General features: G+C 58.0%; 15 protein-coding genes. 10 read left to right on the top strand and 5 right to left on the bottom strand.

Going from position 1 to position 16,836, the window contains the following annotated elements; all coding sequences use genetic code 11:
• The first annotated feature begins 16 nt into the window (after window positions 1-16).
• From ribH to whiA, 6 genes are all read left to right on the top strand, one after another.
• Window positions 17-496: a 6,7-dimethyl-8-ribityllumazine synthase gene (gene ribH, locus BJ985_RS02915; protein ID WP_179386538.1), complete on the top strand. Its 480-nt coding sequence runs from the start codon at window positions 17-19 to the stop codon at window positions 494-496.
• 75 nt (window positions 497-571) lie between these two features.
• A complete protein-coding gene (locus tag BJ985_RS02910; RefSeq protein WP_179386537.1) occupies window positions 572-1,120 on the top strand; it encodes a PH domain-containing protein in 549 nt (182 codons plus the stop codon).
• Between the two features lie 3 nt (window positions 1,121-1,123).
• On the top strand, window positions 1,124-3,199 hold the full coding sequence (uvrC, locus tag BJ985_RS02905; protein ID WP_179386536.1) for an excinuclease ABC subunit UvrC: 2,076 nt from the start codon (window positions 1,124-1,126) through the stop codon (window positions 3,197-3,199).
• 40 nt (window positions 3,200-3,239) lie between these two features.
• Complete coding sequence (gene rapZ, locus BJ985_RS02900) at window positions 3,240-4,121, top strand: RNase adapter RapZ (RefSeq protein ID WP_179387568.1); 882 nt, start codon at window positions 3,240-3,242, stop codon at window positions 4,119-4,121.
• 23 nt (window positions 4,122-4,144) lie between these two features.
• Window positions 4,145-5,128, top strand: a complete 984-nt coding sequence (locus tag BJ985_RS02895) for a gluconeogenesis factor YvcK family protein (protein WP_179386535.1) — start codon at window positions 4,145-4,147, stop codon at window positions 5,126-5,128.
• A gap of 174 nt (window positions 5,129-5,302) precedes the next feature.
• Window positions 5,303-6,292, top strand: a complete 990-nt coding sequence (gene whiA / locus BJ985_RS02890) for a DNA-binding protein WhiA (RefSeq protein WP_179386534.1) — start codon at window positions 5,303-5,305, stop codon at window positions 6,290-6,292.
• Between the two features lie 132 nt (window positions 6,293-6,424).
• On the opposite strand, the gene BJ985_RS02885 is transcribed toward whiA, so the two are convergent.
• A complete protein-coding gene (locus BJ985_RS02885) occupies window positions 6,425-8,071 on the bottom strand; it encodes an L-lactate permease (protein WP_005328423.1) in 1,647 nt (548 codons plus the stop codon).
• Between the two features lie 540 nt (window positions 8,072-8,611).
• Here BJ985_RS02885 and gap point away from each other — a divergent pair.
• The 4 genes from gap to secG all read left to right on the top strand — a co-directional run bounded on the left by gap (window position 8,612) and on the right by secG (window position 12,194).
• A complete protein-coding gene (gene gap / locus BJ985_RS02880) occupies window positions 8,612-9,619 on the top strand; it encodes a type I glyceraldehyde-3-phosphate dehydrogenase (protein ID WP_179386533.1) in 1,008 nt (335 codons plus the stop codon).
• Window positions 9,620-9,737: 118 nt separating this feature from the next.
• Window positions 9,738-10,955 carry a phosphoglycerate kinase gene (locus BJ985_RS02875; RefSeq protein WP_005328416.1) on the top strand — a complete coding sequence of 406 codons (1,218 nt, stop codon included), beginning with the start codon at window positions 9,738-9,740 and terminating at the stop codon, window positions 10,953-10,955.
• Window positions 10,956-10,993: 38 nt separating this feature from the next.
• Window positions 10,994-11,776: a triose-phosphate isomerase gene (tpiA, locus tag BJ985_RS02870; protein ID WP_005328415.1), complete on the top strand. Its 783-nt coding sequence runs from the start codon at window positions 10,994-10,996 to the stop codon at window positions 11,774-11,776.
• Window positions 11,777-11,960: 184 nt separating this feature from the next.
• Window positions 11,961-12,194, top strand: coding sequence for a preprotein translocase subunit SecG (secG, locus tag BJ985_RS02865; protein ID WP_005324856.1), 234 nt, complete (start codon window positions 11,961-11,963; stop codon window positions 12,192-12,194).
• A 145-nt stretch (window positions 12,195-12,339) separates the two neighbouring features.
• Here secG and pgl read toward each other — a convergent pair whose 3' ends face one another.
• The 4 genes from pgl to tal form a co-directional block, all read right to left on the bottom strand.
• Complete coding sequence (pgl, locus tag BJ985_RS02860) at window positions 12,340-13,101, bottom strand: 6-phosphogluconolactonase (protein ID WP_005324854.1); 762 nt, start codon at window positions 13,099-13,101, stop codon at window positions 12,340-12,342.
• Between the two features lie 42 nt (window positions 13,102-13,143).
• Window positions 13,144-14,079, bottom strand: coding sequence for a glucose-6-phosphate dehydrogenase assembly protein OpcA (locus BJ985_RS02855; RefSeq protein WP_179386532.1), 936 nt, complete (start codon window positions 14,077-14,079; stop codon window positions 13,144-13,146).
• A gap of 14 nt (window positions 14,080-14,093) precedes the next feature.
• Entirely contained in the window at window positions 14,094-15,626 is a 1,533-nt protein-coding gene (gene zwf, locus BJ985_RS02850; protein WP_005328410.1) for a glucose-6-phosphate dehydrogenase, read from the bottom strand.
• Window positions 15,627-15,725: 99 nt separating this feature from the next.
• On the bottom strand, window positions 15,726-16,811 hold the full coding sequence (tal, locus tag BJ985_RS02845) for a transaldolase (RefSeq protein ID WP_005324849.1): 1,086 nt from the start codon (window positions 16,809-16,811) through the stop codon (window positions 15,726-15,728).
• Between the last annotated feature and the right edge of the window lie 25 nt (window positions 16,812-16,836).

The raw sequence follows: 16,836 nt of genomic DNA, 5'->3' as shown, positions 1-16,836 counted from the left end.
GATTGAAAGGATAGCGATGAGTAAAGAAGGCCTGCCTGATATTGCCCAGGTAGATGGCAGTGGACTGCGCGTTGCCGTGGTTACTGCTACGTGGAACGCAGAAATCTGCGACCAGCTCCATGCCCAGGCGGTGCAGACTGCAACCGATAATGGGGCCGAGGTTGACGAATACCGAGTGGTAGGTGCGCTGGAACTTGGCGTTGTGGTCCAAGCAGCAGCCCGTGCCTACGATGCCGTGGTGGCGCTAGGCTGCGTTATCCGTGGCGGCACCCCGCACTTTGATTACGTATGCGACTCTGTCACCCAGGCGCTGACTCGCATCTCGCTCGATGAATCCACCCCGGTTGCTAACGGTGTGCTGACAGTCAACGACCAGCAGCAAGCCATCGACCGTGCCGGTTTTGCAGATTCGGTAGAAAACAAGGGTGCCGAAGCTATGATTGCGGCTTTAGATACCGCGCTGCAGTTGCGTACACTAAACGCAGCACAGAAGTAACCTCTAGCAATGCGTCAGCGCGCGATGCTTGACCACTAAGGTGGCCGGCGGGTCGCGCCCCAAAGGAGTATGCACATGAACGAGGCGCAGGCCCCAAAGAATCCGCAGCACAGCCACCAGCTTAGCGACGCCGAAGTATTGGCCTATACCAGCGCCGATCCCTTCGCCCAGACCACGTCTAAGCCATGGGAGTTTACGGCCACCTCGCCTTTCTTGCGCAAGGTCGCTATCGCCTGGGTGATCCTCGTTATGGCCATCCATATCTTCATGGGAATCACCTTGGATGTGTCTTTTACCGGTGCGCACGTGACTACCATCGACAAATTCGCCTTCCCTGGCGTAGGTGTTCTCATTTCCGTTCTGTCCTGGATCGCTCTTAACCGTCCACGCCTGCGCGCCAATGAGGATGGGGTAGAGGTCCGCAATATCGTGGGCACGCGCTTTTATCCGTGGCAGGTGGTCTACGGACTTTCCTTCCCCGTAGGCCAGCGTATGGCACGCCTTGAGCTGCCCGAATTCGAATTCGTCCCCGTCTGGGCGTTGCAATCTGGCGATAAGGACACCGTCATCGACAACGTCCGCCGCTTCCGCGACGTGGAAGCCAAGTACATGCCTCAGGATTAACAATTGGCTGACCCCACCACCTACCGCCCGGCTCCTGGAACCATCCCCACCGACCCGGGCGTCTATAAGTTCCGCGATGAAAACCGCCGCGTTATCTACGTGGGCAAAGCCAAGAACCTGCGCGCTCGGCTGTCCAACTATTTTCAGGACATCACGCAACTGCACCCGCGCACGCGCCAAATGGTGCTCACCGCCAACTCGGTGGAGTGGACGGTAGTTGCCAGCGAGGTGGAAGCCCTGCAGTTGGAGTACACGTGGATCAAGCGCTTTGATCCGCACTTCAACGTCATGTACCGCGACGATAAAACCTATCCAATGCTCGCGGTTTCGGTCGGGGAGACGGTCCCTCGCGCCTTTTTCTACCGTGGCCCGCGGCGTAAAGGAGTGCGCTATTTCGGACCCTATTCCCATGCCTGGGCCGTGCGCGAAAGCTTGGACTTGCTTACCCGCGTCTTTCCCATGCGTACCTGCTCCAAGGGCGTGTATAACCGGCATGAGCGGCTCGGACGTCCGTGCCTTTTGGGATACATCGGCAAATGCGATGCACCCTGCATTGGCCGAGTAAGCAAGGAAGACCACCGCGAGACGGTCAACGATCTCGTGTCCTTCATGAATGGCAACACCGGTTCAGTGCGCCGCAAACTCACCCAGGACATGGAGCAGGCCGCCGAGAACCTAGAGTTCGAACGCGCTGCGCGCCTGCGCGATGACTTGGGCGCTATTGACAAGATCATGGAACAGCAAGCCGTGGTCTTTACAGACGGCACGGATGCTGATCTCATTGCTTTTAACTCGGATGAACTTGAGGCAGCGGTACAGATTTTCCACGTTCGCGATGGGCGCATTCGCGGTCAGCGCGGTTGGGTAGTCGAACGCGCCGGCGATCAGGCGAGTTCAGAGCCCTTGGAAGAAGGAAAACCTGATCCCGCGCTGCCCGCGTTGGTACAAAACTTCCTCATCCAGTTCTATTCCGATGCAGTAGAGCGCGAGAAACAAGAAGCGCGCGAAGATGCTGCGCTCGCCGCGGACGTGAAGCGGCGCGGGGTGGACCAAGAATCGCACATGAAATCCCGCCGCGTGCAGGTTATACCACGCCAGATTTTGGTCCAGGCCCTGCCGGATGAACCGGAGCAGGTCAACGCGTTGTTGGAGGAGCTGCGCGGTGCCCAGGTGGACCTGCGTGTTCCCCAGCGTGGCGATAAAAAGCAGCTTATGGCCACGGTAGAGAAAAACGCCAAGGAGCAGTTGCGCCAACATAAGCTCAAGCGGGTAGGAGACCTCACCGCACGCTCGGCGGCATTGCAGGATATTCAAGAAGCCCTAGGCATGGAACAAGCCCCATTGCGCATCGAATGTACCGATATCTCGCACATTCAAGGCACAGATGTGGTTGCTTCCCTAGTGGTCTTTGAAGATGGTTTGCCCAAGAAGTCGGACTATAGGCGCTACCGCATCAAGGAGGCAGCAGGTGATGGCCGCTCGGATGACGTCGGTTCTATCGCAGAGATCACGCGCCGTCGGTTTAAACGCCACAAGCAAGATAAGCTGGCCCATCCGGATGAGGAAGTAGAAGAGTCTTCCTTTGCAGAGGAGAAGGTGGCGGAAGAATCTGCCGAAGCGGGTCGCCGCTTTGCGTATCCACCGCAGCTTTTTATCGTGGATGGCGGCGCGCCCCAGGTGGCCGCGGCTCAGGAGGTATTTGATGAGTTAGGCATTGTGGATGTAACCCTGGTGGGCCTGGCCAAGCGCCTCGAGGAAATTTGGGTTCCCGGCGATGATGAGCCGGTGATTTTGCCGCGTAACTCTCAAGCGCTCTTCCTCCTGCAGCAAATTCGTGATGAAGCCCACCGCTTCGCTATTACTTACCACCGGCAGCAGCGCTCAAAGCGGATGCGTTCCTCGGTACTCGATTCCGTGCCGGGATTAGGACCGCAACGGCGCACCGATCTGGTCAAGCATTTCGGTTCGGTGAAAAAGCTCAAGGCCGCCACTGTGGATGAGATTTGTGAGGTCAACGGTTTTGGTCCAAAACTGGCCCAGACCGTGTACGAGAGTTTGCATGATTCTGCGGGCAATTAAGTGGCATTCTCCTAGAGGCAGCGAATCTTGAAGCGCTAGACTGAAGAGCATGACGCATTTCGAAACTCCACCCATTTTGATAACCGGCATGTCCGGCGGCGGGTTGAGTTCCGCTGCCAAAGTGTTTGAGGACAAGGGCTACTACGTGGCCCACAATATTCCGCCTCGCGCCATTGTGGACCTGCTCAAGCTGTGCAACCAAGAGGAAACTCCGGTGGGCAAGGTAGCAGCCGTAACGGATGTGCGCTCGCGCATGTTCCCAGGGTCTCTGTTGGAGATTATGGATGAGCTTACGGAACTAAATATGAAGCCCACCGTGCTCTTCTTGGATGCCCGCGATGATGTACTCATCCGCCGATTCGATTCGGTGCGGCGCACCCACCCCTTGCAGGAGGGGGACACGCTTAAAGTGGGAATCCAACGCGAGCGCCGGGCAGTGGCAGATGTGCGTTCCCATGCGGATATCATTATCGATACGACGAGCCTATCCATTCATGATCTTCGCCGTGCCATTGAGGCCGCCTTTGGTGAGATGCAAAATGAAAAGCAGCATGTCACCGTCGAATCCTTTGGATTTAAGAATGGCTCGCCCCGCGATGCCGACTTAGTAGTAGACGTGCGGTTCCTGCCCAACCCCTATTGGGTTCCGGAACTGCGCGGATACCGCGGTACGGATGAACCGGTTGCCCACTATGTGCTCTCGCAGCCAGCGGCGCAGGAATTCGTGGACAATTTCTTGCAGATGTTTTCCACCATGCTGGATGGATACCGCCATGAGGGCAAGAACTTCATCACGCTTGGAGTCGGCTGCACGGGCGGCCACCACCGTTCCGTCGCCATCGCAGAGGCTATTGCGGCGCGCCTGCGGGACAATGACACATTAGACGTAAGCACCTTGCATAGAGATATCGCTCGAGGCTAGAGCACAGGAGTTTTAACGCTTTTATGACCAATCCTTCACACATGGTTTGCCTTGGAGGCGGCCATGGACTTTATCAAACCCTTCTGTCCGCACGCTTTAGCGATGCGACCGATATTTCTGCCATTGTTACGGTCGCGGATGATGGCGGATCCTCTGGCCGTTTGCGCCGCGAGCTGGAAATCATCCCACCGGGTGACCTGCGCATGGCGCTGGCTGCCTTGGCTAATAGTGACCCAGTGGGGGACTTGTGGGCGCGAACCTTACAACACCGTTTCGGTGGCAATGGCGCGATGGCAGGGCATGCGGTGGGCAATCTGATGATTGCGGGATTGACGGGTGTGCTCGGCGATTATCAAGCTGCCCTGGATACCATCGCAGAACTTACCAATTCCCAGGGGCGGGTATTCCCAGTAGTCAACCAGGCCCTAGAGATTGAAGCGGACGTAGCCGGGCTTGACGACGACCCCCGTGTCATGCGCCAAGTCCGCGGCCAGGTTGCCGTCGCTTCCACGCCGGGCCAGGTGCGGCGCGTGCGCATCGTGCCCGAACAGCCCAGCGCGAATCCGGATGCGCTCGATGCCATCCAGCGCGCGGATCTCATCACCATCGGTCCAGGCTCGTGGTTTAGTTCGGTATTGCCACATACTCTCGTGCCGGAGGTAGTGGATGCGATTTCTGCTTCCGATGCGCTGCGCGTCGTTGTTTTGAACCTTTCGGCTGAGCCCGGTGAGACTAATGGCTTTTCCGCAGAGCGCCACTTGCATGTGCTCGCTCAACACGCCCCCGATCTGCGGATTGACCGCATTTTGGTGGACGAGGCGGCTTTACCCACCGATAGTGAGCGCGTCTATATTCAGCGCGCCGCGCAATCCCTAGGTGCCCGCGCTACCTTTGCGGATGTGAGCCAAGTTGATGCCGATGGCCGCAGCATCAATAAGCATGACCCTGAAAAGCTGTCTACAGCACTTCTGGACCTATATTCGGACTATCGCAGCGCTCGCGATTAGAACTGGTGCCTACACTTCAGGCTAGCGTGCGGCCGATCGCGCTTGACCGACTGCGCGGCGACCAAGCGTGCGCGGTATGATGTCAGAAATCCTTTCACCGCACTAGGCCGTGAGCCAAGGCTCTAGCCTGTATGCATACTTCGTGACTGTGAGAATAGAAATGGGGCGAACTAGGTGACCACACCATTGACCGACCAGGTCAAAGAAGAATTGACGGCTGTCGTCGTGCCACGCCAGTCCGCTCGCGCTGCCGAACTGGCGGCGATGTTGCGATTCGCCGGCGAGCTAGATATTTCCGGTGACAGCATGTCCTATGAGCTGGAGCTAGAAAGCCACGCCATTGCGCGGCGCGTCATGACCGCACTCGATGACCTCTATGGAATATCCGCCGAGAGCCACGTTGCCGGCCCAGCAGGAACCACCAAGAAGACTCGCGTAACGGTCCGCATTTCCACCGGTGCGAAAGAGCTGACCCGTCGGCTAGGCCTTATCACCCGCTCCGGCCATGCAGTCGTGGGTCTGCCGCCGCAGGTCATCTCCGGCACCGTGGCCGATAGCGAAGCAGCATGGCGCGGAGCCTTCCTTGCCCATGGCAGCCTCACGGAGCCAGGCCGCTCTTCCGCGCTGGAAGTCACCTGCCCGTGCCAAGAGGCTGCGTTGGCACTGGTGGGCTGCGCCCGCCGCCTTGGTATCTCAGCGAAGACCAAGGAGACCCGCGGTGAAGACCGCGTCGTTGTACGCGATGGCGATGCCATCGGGGCGCTTCTTACCCGGATGGGTGCTCAGGAGACTCGATTGAGCTGGGAAAAGAAGCGCGTCAAGCGGGAGGCGCACGATACGTCTCGGCGCTTGGACAATTTTGATGACGCCAACCTTCGGCGCTCTGCTCGCGCCGCAGTTACCGCGGCAGCGCGCGTTGACCGCGCCATGGAGATCCTAGGTGATGATGTTCCTGAGCACTTGGCAGACGCAGGCCGCTTGCGTGTTCAGCACCGCGAGGCATCTCTAGAAGAGCTGGGCCGCCTGGCCGAGCCTCCTATGACCAAGGACGCGGTAGCAGGGCGTATTCGCCGCTTGCTGTCGATGGCCGATAAACGAGCCGAAGAGCTTGATATCCCCGATACCAATCAAGCGATTACAGACGATCTCTTTAACGAGTCCTAACGCTCGCAAGCATCAACTCAGACAAAACTCCCCGCAGTGCGGATACCGAAGCGGTAGGCGCAGCTGCGGGGAGATTTTTAGTGCCTTCCCGGCTAGCAGGTGCGCAACCGGCTAGCCAGAAGCGTTAAAGAACTAGGGCACGAGGAATCCTAGGACGTTTGTCATCAGGAACACGATGACGCAGACAAACGCAAGGAAGGCCACGGAGTAGCCCACTACGTTCTTCAGGATGACTGATTCCTTGCCCTCCATATTGACGGCGGTAGCCGCAATTGCAAGGGACTGCGGGGAGATCATCTTGCCCACAACGCCGCCTGCGGTATTGGCCGCGAGCATGAGGTCAGGATTCACGCTGATTCGCTCTGCCGCTGCAACCTGCAGGTTGGCAAAGAGGGCATTAGCAGACGTATCGGAGCCAGTAACCGCGGTACCAATCCAGCCCAGGACTGGGGCGAAGAGCGCAAAGATGCTGCCGGCAGAAGAGACGAACTCACCAATAGCAATAGTCTGGCCGGAGTAGTTCATCGTATAGGCCAAGGCCAGCACCAGGATGATGGTAAGAGCCGAGAACTTCATGCGGCTGACTACGTCCCCAAAGGCGCTTACCGGCTGCCCAAAGCTTAGGCTGTAGCGGCCATTTTCATTGAAGTAGTGGTAGACAACCGCAACAATAATGCCCGAGAGCAGCAGGAGCGTACCTGGATTGCCAAAGACATTGAAGCTGAAGCTGGTATCCATGAGCTTGCCGTCGGCGTCGACAATCGCGTCATCAAGCAAAGGCCAGGCAAAGTGGAGCTTGAGGAATCCGAAGATGGCTGGGGCGGCGGTGGCCACGGCAAAGACCACGGTCACTACGGCGTAGGGAAGCAGCGCCATCCAGATACGGCGTCCGTTGAGGTCGGTGGTGGACTCAGCGGCAGGCAGCTCGAGACGCTCGCGCAACTCCTTGACGCCCTTCGGCTTCCATACCCGGAGGAAGGCGAAAGCACAGCCCAAAGAGACGATGCAGGCGATGACGTTGGTGAGCTGGTACGCAAAGAAAGTCGCGGTCAACCACTGAGTCAACGCGAAGGAAATGCCAATCACGGCAGCAGCCGGGGCAGTTTCCTTGACACCGCGGAAGCCATCCAAGATGAAGGCGATGAGGAATGGCACGATGGCGGCGATGAGCAGCACCTGCAAGGAGATAAGTGCTGCGATGTCGTGGGTTTGCTCGGCGCTGCGACCGGCTACCTCGCCAGCAGTGGTTACGGGGATGCCAACCGCGCCGAAAGCAACCGGAGCGGTATTAGCAATCAGAACTACTGTAGCCGCGCGCAGTGGCTTCACACCGAGGGCCATGACCATGGTCGCGGTAATGGCTACGGGGGCACCAAAACCGGCGAGGGCCTCCAACAAACCGCCAAAACAGAAGGCGATGAGGATAGCCTGGATGCGAATATCGCCGTCACCCAAAAGGTCAAAGGTCTTGCGCAGGTCCTCGAAGCGCCCGGAAGCTACGGTGATTTCATAGAACCAGATTGCAGTAATGATGACCCAGACAATGGGCAGGAGCCCGAACAGCCCGCCGCGTACGGCAGAGGACAAAGCCATATCTACCGGCATGGAGAAGCCGGCGATGGCAATAATGAGGGATACTGCCAGGGCAACGGCGCCAGAAGTATGCGCGCGTGCCTTTACGCCTAGCAGCATGATAAAGAATGCAATGAGCGGGAGAATCGCCACCAGGGCGGTAAGCCCGAGGCTGTCACCCACAGCAGAGGTATTTATTTCGAACAAGAGAAGTCCTTGATTTCTACGGTGGTCTTGCCCGTAGGAGATTACGGGCACATGAAGCATTCTCACGGTGACCAACGGTGGCGCTAGAGCAGGCAGGGTTGCCTTAAACGCTTTGTGAGCCAGTGAGTAAGGAAAGCATATCGTGCGGTGGGTGTCACGGAAACAATACGGTCGTCTTGGTAGGTGTTAGCGGCAGCATTTCTCAATGTCCGATCGGGCAGAGGCGGGCGCAACTCCTGAAGTGTAGCAGTGATATATCTCACGTTTACGGGGTAAACACAACACAAACCCACGGTTTCGGGCCTATCCAGCGGGTTTATATGTGGGAAATAAAAAGGATCGGAAAGAGTGTACGCGCTTTTGGAAAGTCTGTCATCTACTAGTTCTTAAGGCTGCTGGGAGCCTGCGCTGACAAAAAACGCTCGGTAGTATCGGCACTGTAAGGGAAAACGCTCGGGCGCTTCTCAAACACTGACTTCATTGAAGGACCCGCGCACATACCCGTACACACATTTACTCGACTCTTTGAGGAGAAATACAGTGACTATCCGCGTAGGTATCAATGGCTTTGGCCGCATCGGCCGTAACTTTTTCCGTGCAGTCGCTCAGGGTGACAACGACCTCGAAGTTGTTGCAGTAAACGACCTGACCGACAACGGCACGCTGGCTAACCTGCTGAAGTACGACTCCGTACTGGGCCGCTTCGATGGCGAAATTACTCACGACGATGAGTCCATTACCGTTAACGGCCACCGCATCGTGGTAACCGCAGAGAAGGACCCGAAGCAGCTCAAGTGGGGCGAGTACAACGTAGACCTCGTCATCGAGTCCACCGGCCGCTTCACCAACGGCAACGATGCCAAGGCTCACCTCGAGGCGGGCGCCAAGAAGGTCATCATCTCCGCTCCGGGTAAGGAAGTAGACGCAACCTTCGTCTACGGCGTCAACTCTGACACCTATGATCCGGCAAACCACAACCTCATCTCCGCGGCATCCTGCACCACTAACTGCCTGGCACCGATGGCAAAGGTTCTCAATGACAAGTTCGGCATTGAAAAGGGCCTGATGACCACCGTTCACGCTTACACCGGCGACCAGCGCATCCAGGACGCTCCGCACAAGGATCCGCGCCGCGCCCGTGCCGCTGCAGTAAACATGGTGCCTACCTCCACTGGCGCTGCTAAGGCCGTATCCCTGGTTCTGCCTGAGCTGGACGGCAAGCTGGATGGTTACGCAATGCGCGTTCCGGTTATCACCGGCTCCGCTACCGACCTGACCTTCACCGCTTCCCGCGATGTCACCGCCGAGGAAATCAACGCCGCCCTGAAGGAAGCTGCTGAGGGCGAGCTCAAGGACACCCTCGCATACACCGAGGATCCGCTGGTTTCCACCGACATTGTTACCTCCCCGCACGGCTGCATCTTCGACTCCGGCATGACCAAGGTCTCCAACGGCAACCTGGTCAAGGTTCTGGGTTGGTACGACAACGAGTGGGGCTACACCTCCCAGCTCGTTCGCCTGACCAACCTGGTGGCAGACAAGCTCTAAACTAGAGCTCAAACAATGAGAATCCGGCCCCGATGCAAGCCTTAACGGCGCTGCGTCGTGGCCGGTATTCTTATATCTATAGCCTTTTAACCCGTCCGAATTAATTAAGGAGTAAATAATGGCTTTCCAGACACTTGACGATCTTCTCAAGGAGGGCGTCGAATCCCGCCACGTCCTCGTCCGCTCTGACTTCAATGTTCCACTTGATGAAGAGGGAAACATTACCGATCCCGGACGTATTAACGCTTCTCTTCCGACCATCAAGGCACTGGTAGAAGGTGGCGCAAAGGTCATTCTTTCCGCTCACCTGGGTCGTCCAAAGGGTGAGGTAAACCCTAAGTTCTCTTTGGCTCCAGTAGCTGAAGCGCTGTCTGAAGCGCTTGACCAGTACGTTGCCCTAGCCGGCGACGTCACCGGAGAAGACGCTCATGAGCGTGCCAACGGCCTCAACGATGGTGACGTGATGTTGGTAGAAAACGTCCGCTTCGACCCTCGTGAGACCTCCAAGGACGAGGCTGAGCGCGGCCAGTTCGCTGACGAGCTCGTTGCTCTGGCAGCCGATAACGGCGCTTTTGTTTCCGATGGCTTTGGCGTTGTCCACCGTGCGCAGGCATCTGTGTATGACGTCGCTAAGCGCCTGCCGGCTTACGCAGGCAAGCTCGTAGAAAAGGAACTGTCGGTTCTGTCCACGGTAGCTAAGGAGCCGGAGCACCCGTACGTGGTCGTCCTCGGCGGCGCCAAGGTTTCGGATAAGCTCGGCGTGATTGAAGCACTGGCCGGCAAGGCAGACAAGGTCATCATTGGTGGCGGCATGTGCTACACCCTGCTGGCTGCCAAGGGCTACAACGTTCAAGAGTCCCTGCTGCAGGAAGATCAGATCGAAAACTGCAAGGACCTGCTCGAGCGCTTTGGTGACAAGCTGGTGCTTCCGGTTGATCTGATTGCTGCAAGCAAGTTCGCGGCGGATGCAGAGACCCAGGTGGTCGAGCTCGATAGCATCCCTGAGGGCTGGATGTCTCTGGATATTGGACCAAAGTCCGTGGAAAAATTTGCAGAGGTTCTTGCTTCTTCCAAGACCGTCTTCTGGAACGGCCCGATGGGCGTATTCGAAATGGAAGCCTTCTCCAAGGGCACTGCTGGGGTAGCGCAGGCTATTATCGACGCCACCGCAAACAACGGTTCCTTCTCCGTCGTCGGTGGGGGCGACTCCGCTGCCTCCGTGCGTATGCTGGGCTTGGACGAGGACGGCTTCAGCCACATCTCCACCGGTGGCGGCGCCTCCCTCGAGTACCTCGAGGGCAAGGAGCTTCCGGGCGTATCTGTCCTGGAAGCCTAAAACTGCCTGATCAACTTGCCAAAAGAGAGGAAATATTCATGGCACGCACCCCACTTATTGCAGGTAACTGGAAAATGAACCTCGACCACGTCGAGGCCATCGGCTCCGTTCAGAAGTTCGCCTTCTCCCTGCCAAAGGACTACTACGAGAAGGTCGACGTGGCCTACATGGTCCCGTTTACTGATATTCGCACTATCCAAACGCTGGTAGAAGGTGACAAGCTGCAGGTCACCTACGGTGCGCAGGATATCTCTAAGCATGAGTCCGGCGCATTCACTGGTGAAGTATCTGGCAAGATGCTGGCCAAGCTCGGCTGCAGCTGGGTGGTCGTGGGCCACTCGGAGCGCCGTCAGTACCACGGCGAGACCGATAAGCTCGTTGCAGAAAAGGCAGCCGCAGCATTGGACAATGGCATCAGCCCTATCGTGTGCGTAGGCGAGCCGCTGGCTGTACGCGAGGCCGGTACCCACGTGGACTACGTGGTCAACCAGACCCGCAATTCTTTGGCTGGCCTGAGCGCAGACCAGCTTGCCAAGACCGTCATCGCCTACGAGCCAGTGTGGGCTATTGGCACCGGCAAGGTTGCCTCCGCAGACGATGCCCAGGAAGTCTGCGCCGCCATCCGTGAGCTCGTAAAGGAGCTCGCAGGTGAGGAGGTTGCTGCAGGTATCCGCATTCTCTACGGTGGTTCCGTCAAGGTTGATTCCGTTGCAGAGATCGTCAGCAAGCCTGACGTCGACGGCGGCCTCATCGGTGGCGCCTCCTTGGTTGGCGAGGAGTTTGCCAAGTTGGCTGCCAACGCAGCTAATGCCCTGAGCTAACAGGAGTTATCACCTGTCACAGGTTCGCGCTAAGGTGCGGGTTGGAATGGTTCCAGCCCGCGCCATCGTGTAGAGTGGGCCGATGTGATAGCTTTGCTGTACGCGAAGTCTAAAAGTACGATTCCGCGCTAGCGGGTGGCGAGAGTTACCCACAGGGCGCACGTTAGAAATAAGGATTATCCTCATGGTCTTGGCACTGGAAATCATCTTGGTCATCGCAGCTATTTTGATGTCCATCTTCGTGCTGCTGCACAAGGGCAAAGGTGGCGGCCTGTCCAGCCTCTTCGGCGGCGGCGTGCAGTCTAACCTTTCCGGCTCGACCGTCGTGGAAAAGAACCTGGACCGTTACACCGTGGTCATGGTAATTATCTGGCTTGCGTGCATCGTAGGCCTCAACCTCATCCAGGCATTCGCTTAAGCTACCAGCTGGAATAGCGAAAGCGCCGGTATCGGCTTCCAACTTCCTGGTTCCCTGTGGGAACTGGGGTGGGGAAGCGGTACCGGCGCTTTTTGCGTGGCGCCGAGCCACAAGTTCAGCTCGGCTGCGCACTAGGCTGACGTGACTACAGCTCGGAGGCAGCGTCATCGGCAAGGAAGAGGATGGTCTCTTCCTTCCCGTGCACGCCTGCAGCCGGCCATTCTTCGGGCTCAGCGCCTTCAACGACATGCTTGGCAGCTTCCGCCTTGGCCTCGCCTGCAACAAGAAGCCAAATACGAGCAGACTTGTTTACCGCGGGAAGAGTAAGGGTAATGCGCTCGCTCGGCGGCTTGGGAGAGTCATGGACGGGAACAGCTAGCTCTTCTTGTTCCCGAACCGCCTCAGAATGGGGGAACAAGGAATTGATATGGCCCTCTTCGCCCATGCCCAGCAGATGCAGGTCGAATCCGTTCGGGGCGAATTCCTTTAGCTCTGGCTCATACGCACTCGCTGCGGCTTCCATGGACACCGCGCCCAGATCAAAGCCGTGAATATTCTGGTCCGGAATATCTACGTGATTGAGCAGGGCACTGCGTGCTTGACCTTCATTAGAATCTGCGTCAGAGACGGGCACATTACGCTCGTCGCCGAAAAAGACGTGAACGCGCGACCAATCGATGCGCTGGGCTGGAAAATTCTCGCCTTGCTGCTGTGCCGCGAACTCCAAACGAGCTAGCTCGTGAAGAACGCCAATTCCAGCGCCACCGCCGGTTAGGACAACTCGCGCGACCCCATCGTGGTGGAGCCCGCCACCGGCGGCCTGGATACGCGCTACGGTATCCACGAATTTCAGCGCGGCCTGGGAGATAAGGTCATCCACATCGCTTACGCGGTGAAGAGTTACCATGAGGTATCGCTATCCTTTGCAAAGAATCAGAGTTAAGCCGTTTTACTGCTTACTGTAGTCTACTTGCGCGAGCGCACGGAGTGCTTGCGCATAAGTCTTATCGGCATCTAGATGGCGCAATTCTTCAGAGAGAACCTCAGCTTGGGAGCGCTTGCTAAGGCTCACCAGGGAATCCGGGGAACCTGGAACGCATACACGCACCGTGCGCTCGTCGATGACATCAACGTCGACGTGGCTCGTTTCCCGATTAAACCGCAAGTGGGTCACCGGGAAGTGCGGCTCCTGAGAGTCGGTCACGGTGCGGTGGACGGGGACTGCAAGGCGATCGAGGAGCCATCCGGCCGCGAAGTCTGGGGCTGGGTGGCCCGCAGGTCCCGCCACTTCGACGGACTGCACGGGCTCGTGAGGATGGCGGTCCAATGCGGAGGCCACGACGCCGCGCCACAAAGTGATGGCGGCCCAGGACATATCGGAATCGCCCGGCGTGTAGCCGGCGGATAATGTGCGCAGATCTTCGCCAGTGACGCGTCCGTCATGGGCAACGTTGGTAATGCGGCGTTGAGCCAGCTTGCCCACCGAGCTGGAAGCTGGGTCGGGCGGGCACAAGGTAGGCCACCAAGCGACCAAGGGGGTATCGGGAAGCAGCAGTGGGGTAACGACCGCCTCGTCCTGGTTTGCCAAAGCGCCGTGCAACTTCATGATGACCATCTCAGAAGCACCCGCTTCACCGCCCACGCGCAGCTGCGCGTCCAGGTGGGTATCTGCCTGCGGGTCACCCGTCACGACGACCAGAACGCGCGACGGGTGCTCGTGGGAGGCATCACGCACGGAGGCCAGGATGTTTTCCAGATCATCGTCCTCGCGGGCAGCCACGATTAGGGTGAGTACTCGGCCGGTAGTAAGGGTGTAATGCTCTTGGGCCTCTACTAGCTTCTTGGAGATTTCACGCGTAGTGGTGTTGGGCAATGGAATAATCATTGTCTGCGTCCCTCCTAGGGGCGGCGCCAGGAGTGGCCCCGGCGGCGCAACATTCTATCGGCGGATTCCGGGCCCCACGTGCCAGCGCGGTATTCCTCCGGCTGACCAGCTTCGGCCCAGTAATCGATGATGGGATCCAAAATCGACCAGGAAAGTTCCACCTCTTCGTTGGTGGGGAAGAGCGAGGACTCATCGAGGAGGGCATCCAAAATCAGTCGCTCGTATGCTTCCGGAGATTCCTCGGTAAAGGCCTCAGCATAAGCAAAGTCCATATTGACGTCGCGGACCTCCATGGTGGAGCCGGGCACCTTGGAACCAAAGCGCATGGTGACGCCCTCATCCGGCTGTACGCGGATGACTACGGCGTTTCGCCCCAGCGCATCGGTCTGGCCGTCAACGAATGGTTGATTTGGCGCTGCCTTGAATACCAGCGCAATTTCGGTCACGCGCCGGCCCAAGCGCTTGCCCGTGCGCAGGTAGAAGGGTACTCCTCCCCAGCGGCGAGAGTTTACTTCCAAGGTGCAGGCTGCATAGGTCTCCGTCGTGGACTCCGGATCGAAGCCTTCTTCTTCGCGCAAGCCCTTGACAAACTCGGAGCCTTGCCAGCCGGCGGAGTACTGGCCGCGAGCTGTAGTCTTATTGAGTGGGTGCACGGCGTGGGTAGCGCGCAGCACCTTGACCTTTTCTGCCTGCAGGGCCTCAGGCTCGAAGGAGGACGGTTCTTCCATCGCAACCAGAGCCAAAAGCTGCAGCAGGTGGTTCTGGATGACGTCGCGAGCCGCACCGATGCCGTCATAATAGCCAGCGCGGCCGCCTAGGCCAATATCTTCGGCCATGGTGATTTGGACGTGATCGATGTAGTGAGCGTTCCACATGGGCTCAAAAATTTGATTGGCAAAGCGCAAAGCCATGATGTTTTGCACCGTCTCCTTGCCCAGATAATGGTCAATGCGGAACACCGCGGACTCAGGGAAGACGGCGTTGACAATCTCATTGAGCTTGCGGGCAGACTCTTGATCGTGGCCGAAAGGCTTCTCAATGATTACTCGGCGCCACGAGTCCTCGACGGAGTTGGCCATGCCCACCCGCTCCAGCTGGTGGCAAATATTGGAGAAGAATTCCGGTGGAACCGAAAGGTAGTATGCCCAGTTGCTGCCGGTGCCGCGCTCGCGATCTAGCTCGCCCAAACGCGCCGAGAGGCGATCGAATCCAGCATCGTCGAAAGAGCCTTGTACAAATTCGATGCCCTGGGATAGATGCTGCCAGACATCTTCATTGAACTCGGTACGTGAGCCAGCGATGACGGCTGAGCGAACGTAGTCACAGAATGCGACCTTGTCCCAGTCGCGGCGACCATAACCCACAAGGGTAAAGCCAGCGGGGAGGAGACCACGGCTCGCTAGGTCGTAGATGGCGGGCAGTAGCTTTTTATATGCTAGGTCACCGGTAACGCCGAAGATGACCATGCCCGCGGGTCCTGCGATTCGCGGCAATCGCTTGTCGCTGGCATTGCGCAAGGGGTTGACCCAAGCGGCTGAGTCGGTCACGAAGAATCCTTCCTGAGTTTATGGGCTTTAAGCTCGCTAATATTCTAGCGGCAGAATGCCCCGCCGAATTCTCGGCGGGGCACAAGTCACACGGCTAGTTTACGCGAGTCGCTCCTCAATGGAAGCAAGCAGTTCCTCCCACGCGGCGACAAACTTATCTACGCCCTCGCGCTCCAGCACTGCAAAGACATCATCGAAATCAATGCCGACCTCTTCTAGCTGGGCAAAGACGCCTTCTGCAGCCTCGCGGCTATCAGACAGGGCATCGCCGTGGAGGTTGCCCTCAGAGAGAACCGCATCGATGGTCTTTTCCGGCATGGTGTTTACCGTGTGCGGGCCAGCCAGCTCAGATACGTACAAGGTGGCTGGGTACTCCGGATTCTTCACGCCGGTAGAAGCCCACAGTGGACGCTGGAGGTGGGCGCCTTCGGGCAAGTCGGCGTCGTTAAGCAAGGCGTCCTGGAAAAGAGCATAGGCGCGCTGTGCATTGGCGACGCCCGCCTTACCCCGCAGTGCCAGAGCAATCTCGCTGCCAATGGCTTCCAAGCGCTTATCTACTTCGGTATCCAAACGGGAAACAAAGAAGGAAGCCACGGAGTGAATGGTAGAGACGTCCTTGCCAGCTTCGGCGGCACGCTTGAGGCCGGTACGGAAAGCCTCAATGACATCGCGGTAGCGATCCACGGAGAAAATAAGGGTGACGTTGACGCTGATTCCCTCTGCCAGGGCATCTTCGATGGCCGGAAGGGAGCCGGTGGTGGCCGGAATCTTGATCATCACGTTGGGACGATCAACCTTGGACCACAGCTCACGCGCCTGTTCAAGGGTGGCAGTAGCGTCATCAGAAATGCGCGGGTCGACCTCGATGGACACGCGGCCATCTGCGCCGTTAGTAGAGGAGTAGATATCCGCAAAGAGGTCGCAGGCATTCTTGACGTCCTCAATAGCCAATGCGTACACCGCTTCATCGGCGGTGGCCTTGGTCTCCTTCAACGTGGAAAGCTCGGCGTCGTAGGCGGTGCCGTTGGTCATCGCCGCGGCGAAGATCGCCGGGTTGGTGGTAACTCCCACGATGGACTTAGCGGAAATTATCTCCTTGAGATTGCCCGAGACTAGGCGCTCGCGAGAAAGGTCATCGAGCCAGGTTGAGGTTCCCAGCTGGGCAAGTTCGGAAATGTGGTTCATGATTACTCCTTATCCAGTCCTGGAG

The organism is Corynebacterium tuberculostearicum (assembly GCF_013408445.1).
Taxonomy (GTDB): Bacteria; Actinomycetota; Actinomycetes; order Mycobacteriales; family Mycobacteriaceae; genus Corynebacterium; species Corynebacterium tuberculostearicum.
This window is presented reverse-complemented; position numbering and strand designations above follow the sequence as displayed.

Coding starts and splice junctions, on each gene's coding strand:
- BJ985_RS02855 (WP_179386532.1), bottom strand. CDS start 14,079: ATGATTATTCCATTGCCCAACACCACTACGCGTGAAATCTCCAAGAAG.
- ribH (WP_179386538.1), top strand. CDS start 17: ATGAGTAAAGAAGGCCTGCCTGATATTGCCCAGGTAGATGGCAGTGGA.
- BJ985_RS02875 (WP_005328416.1), top strand. CDS start 9,738: ATGGCTTTCCAGACACTTGACGATCTTCTCAAGGAGGGCGTCGAATCC.
- pgl (WP_005324854.1), bottom strand. CDS start 13,101: ATGGTAACTCTTCACCGCGTAAGCGATGTGGATGACCTTATCTCCCAG.
- BJ985_RS02895 (WP_179386535.1), top strand. CDS start 4,145: ATGACCAATCCTTCACACATGGTTTGCCTTGGAGGCGGCCATGGACTT.
- tpiA (WP_005328415.1), top strand. CDS start 10,994: ATGGCACGCACCCCACTTATTGCAGGTAACTGGAAAATGAACCTCGAC.
- tal (WP_005324849.1), bottom strand. CDS start 16,811: ATGAACCACATTTCCGAACTTGCCCAGCTGGGAACCTCAACCTGGCTC.
- secG (WP_005324856.1), top strand. CDS start 11,961: ATGGTCTTGGCACTGGAAATCATCTTGGTCATCGCAGCTATTTTGATG.
- BJ985_RS02910 (WP_179386537.1), top strand. CDS start 572: ATGAACGAGGCGCAGGCCCCAAAGAATCCGCAGCACAGCCACCAGCTT.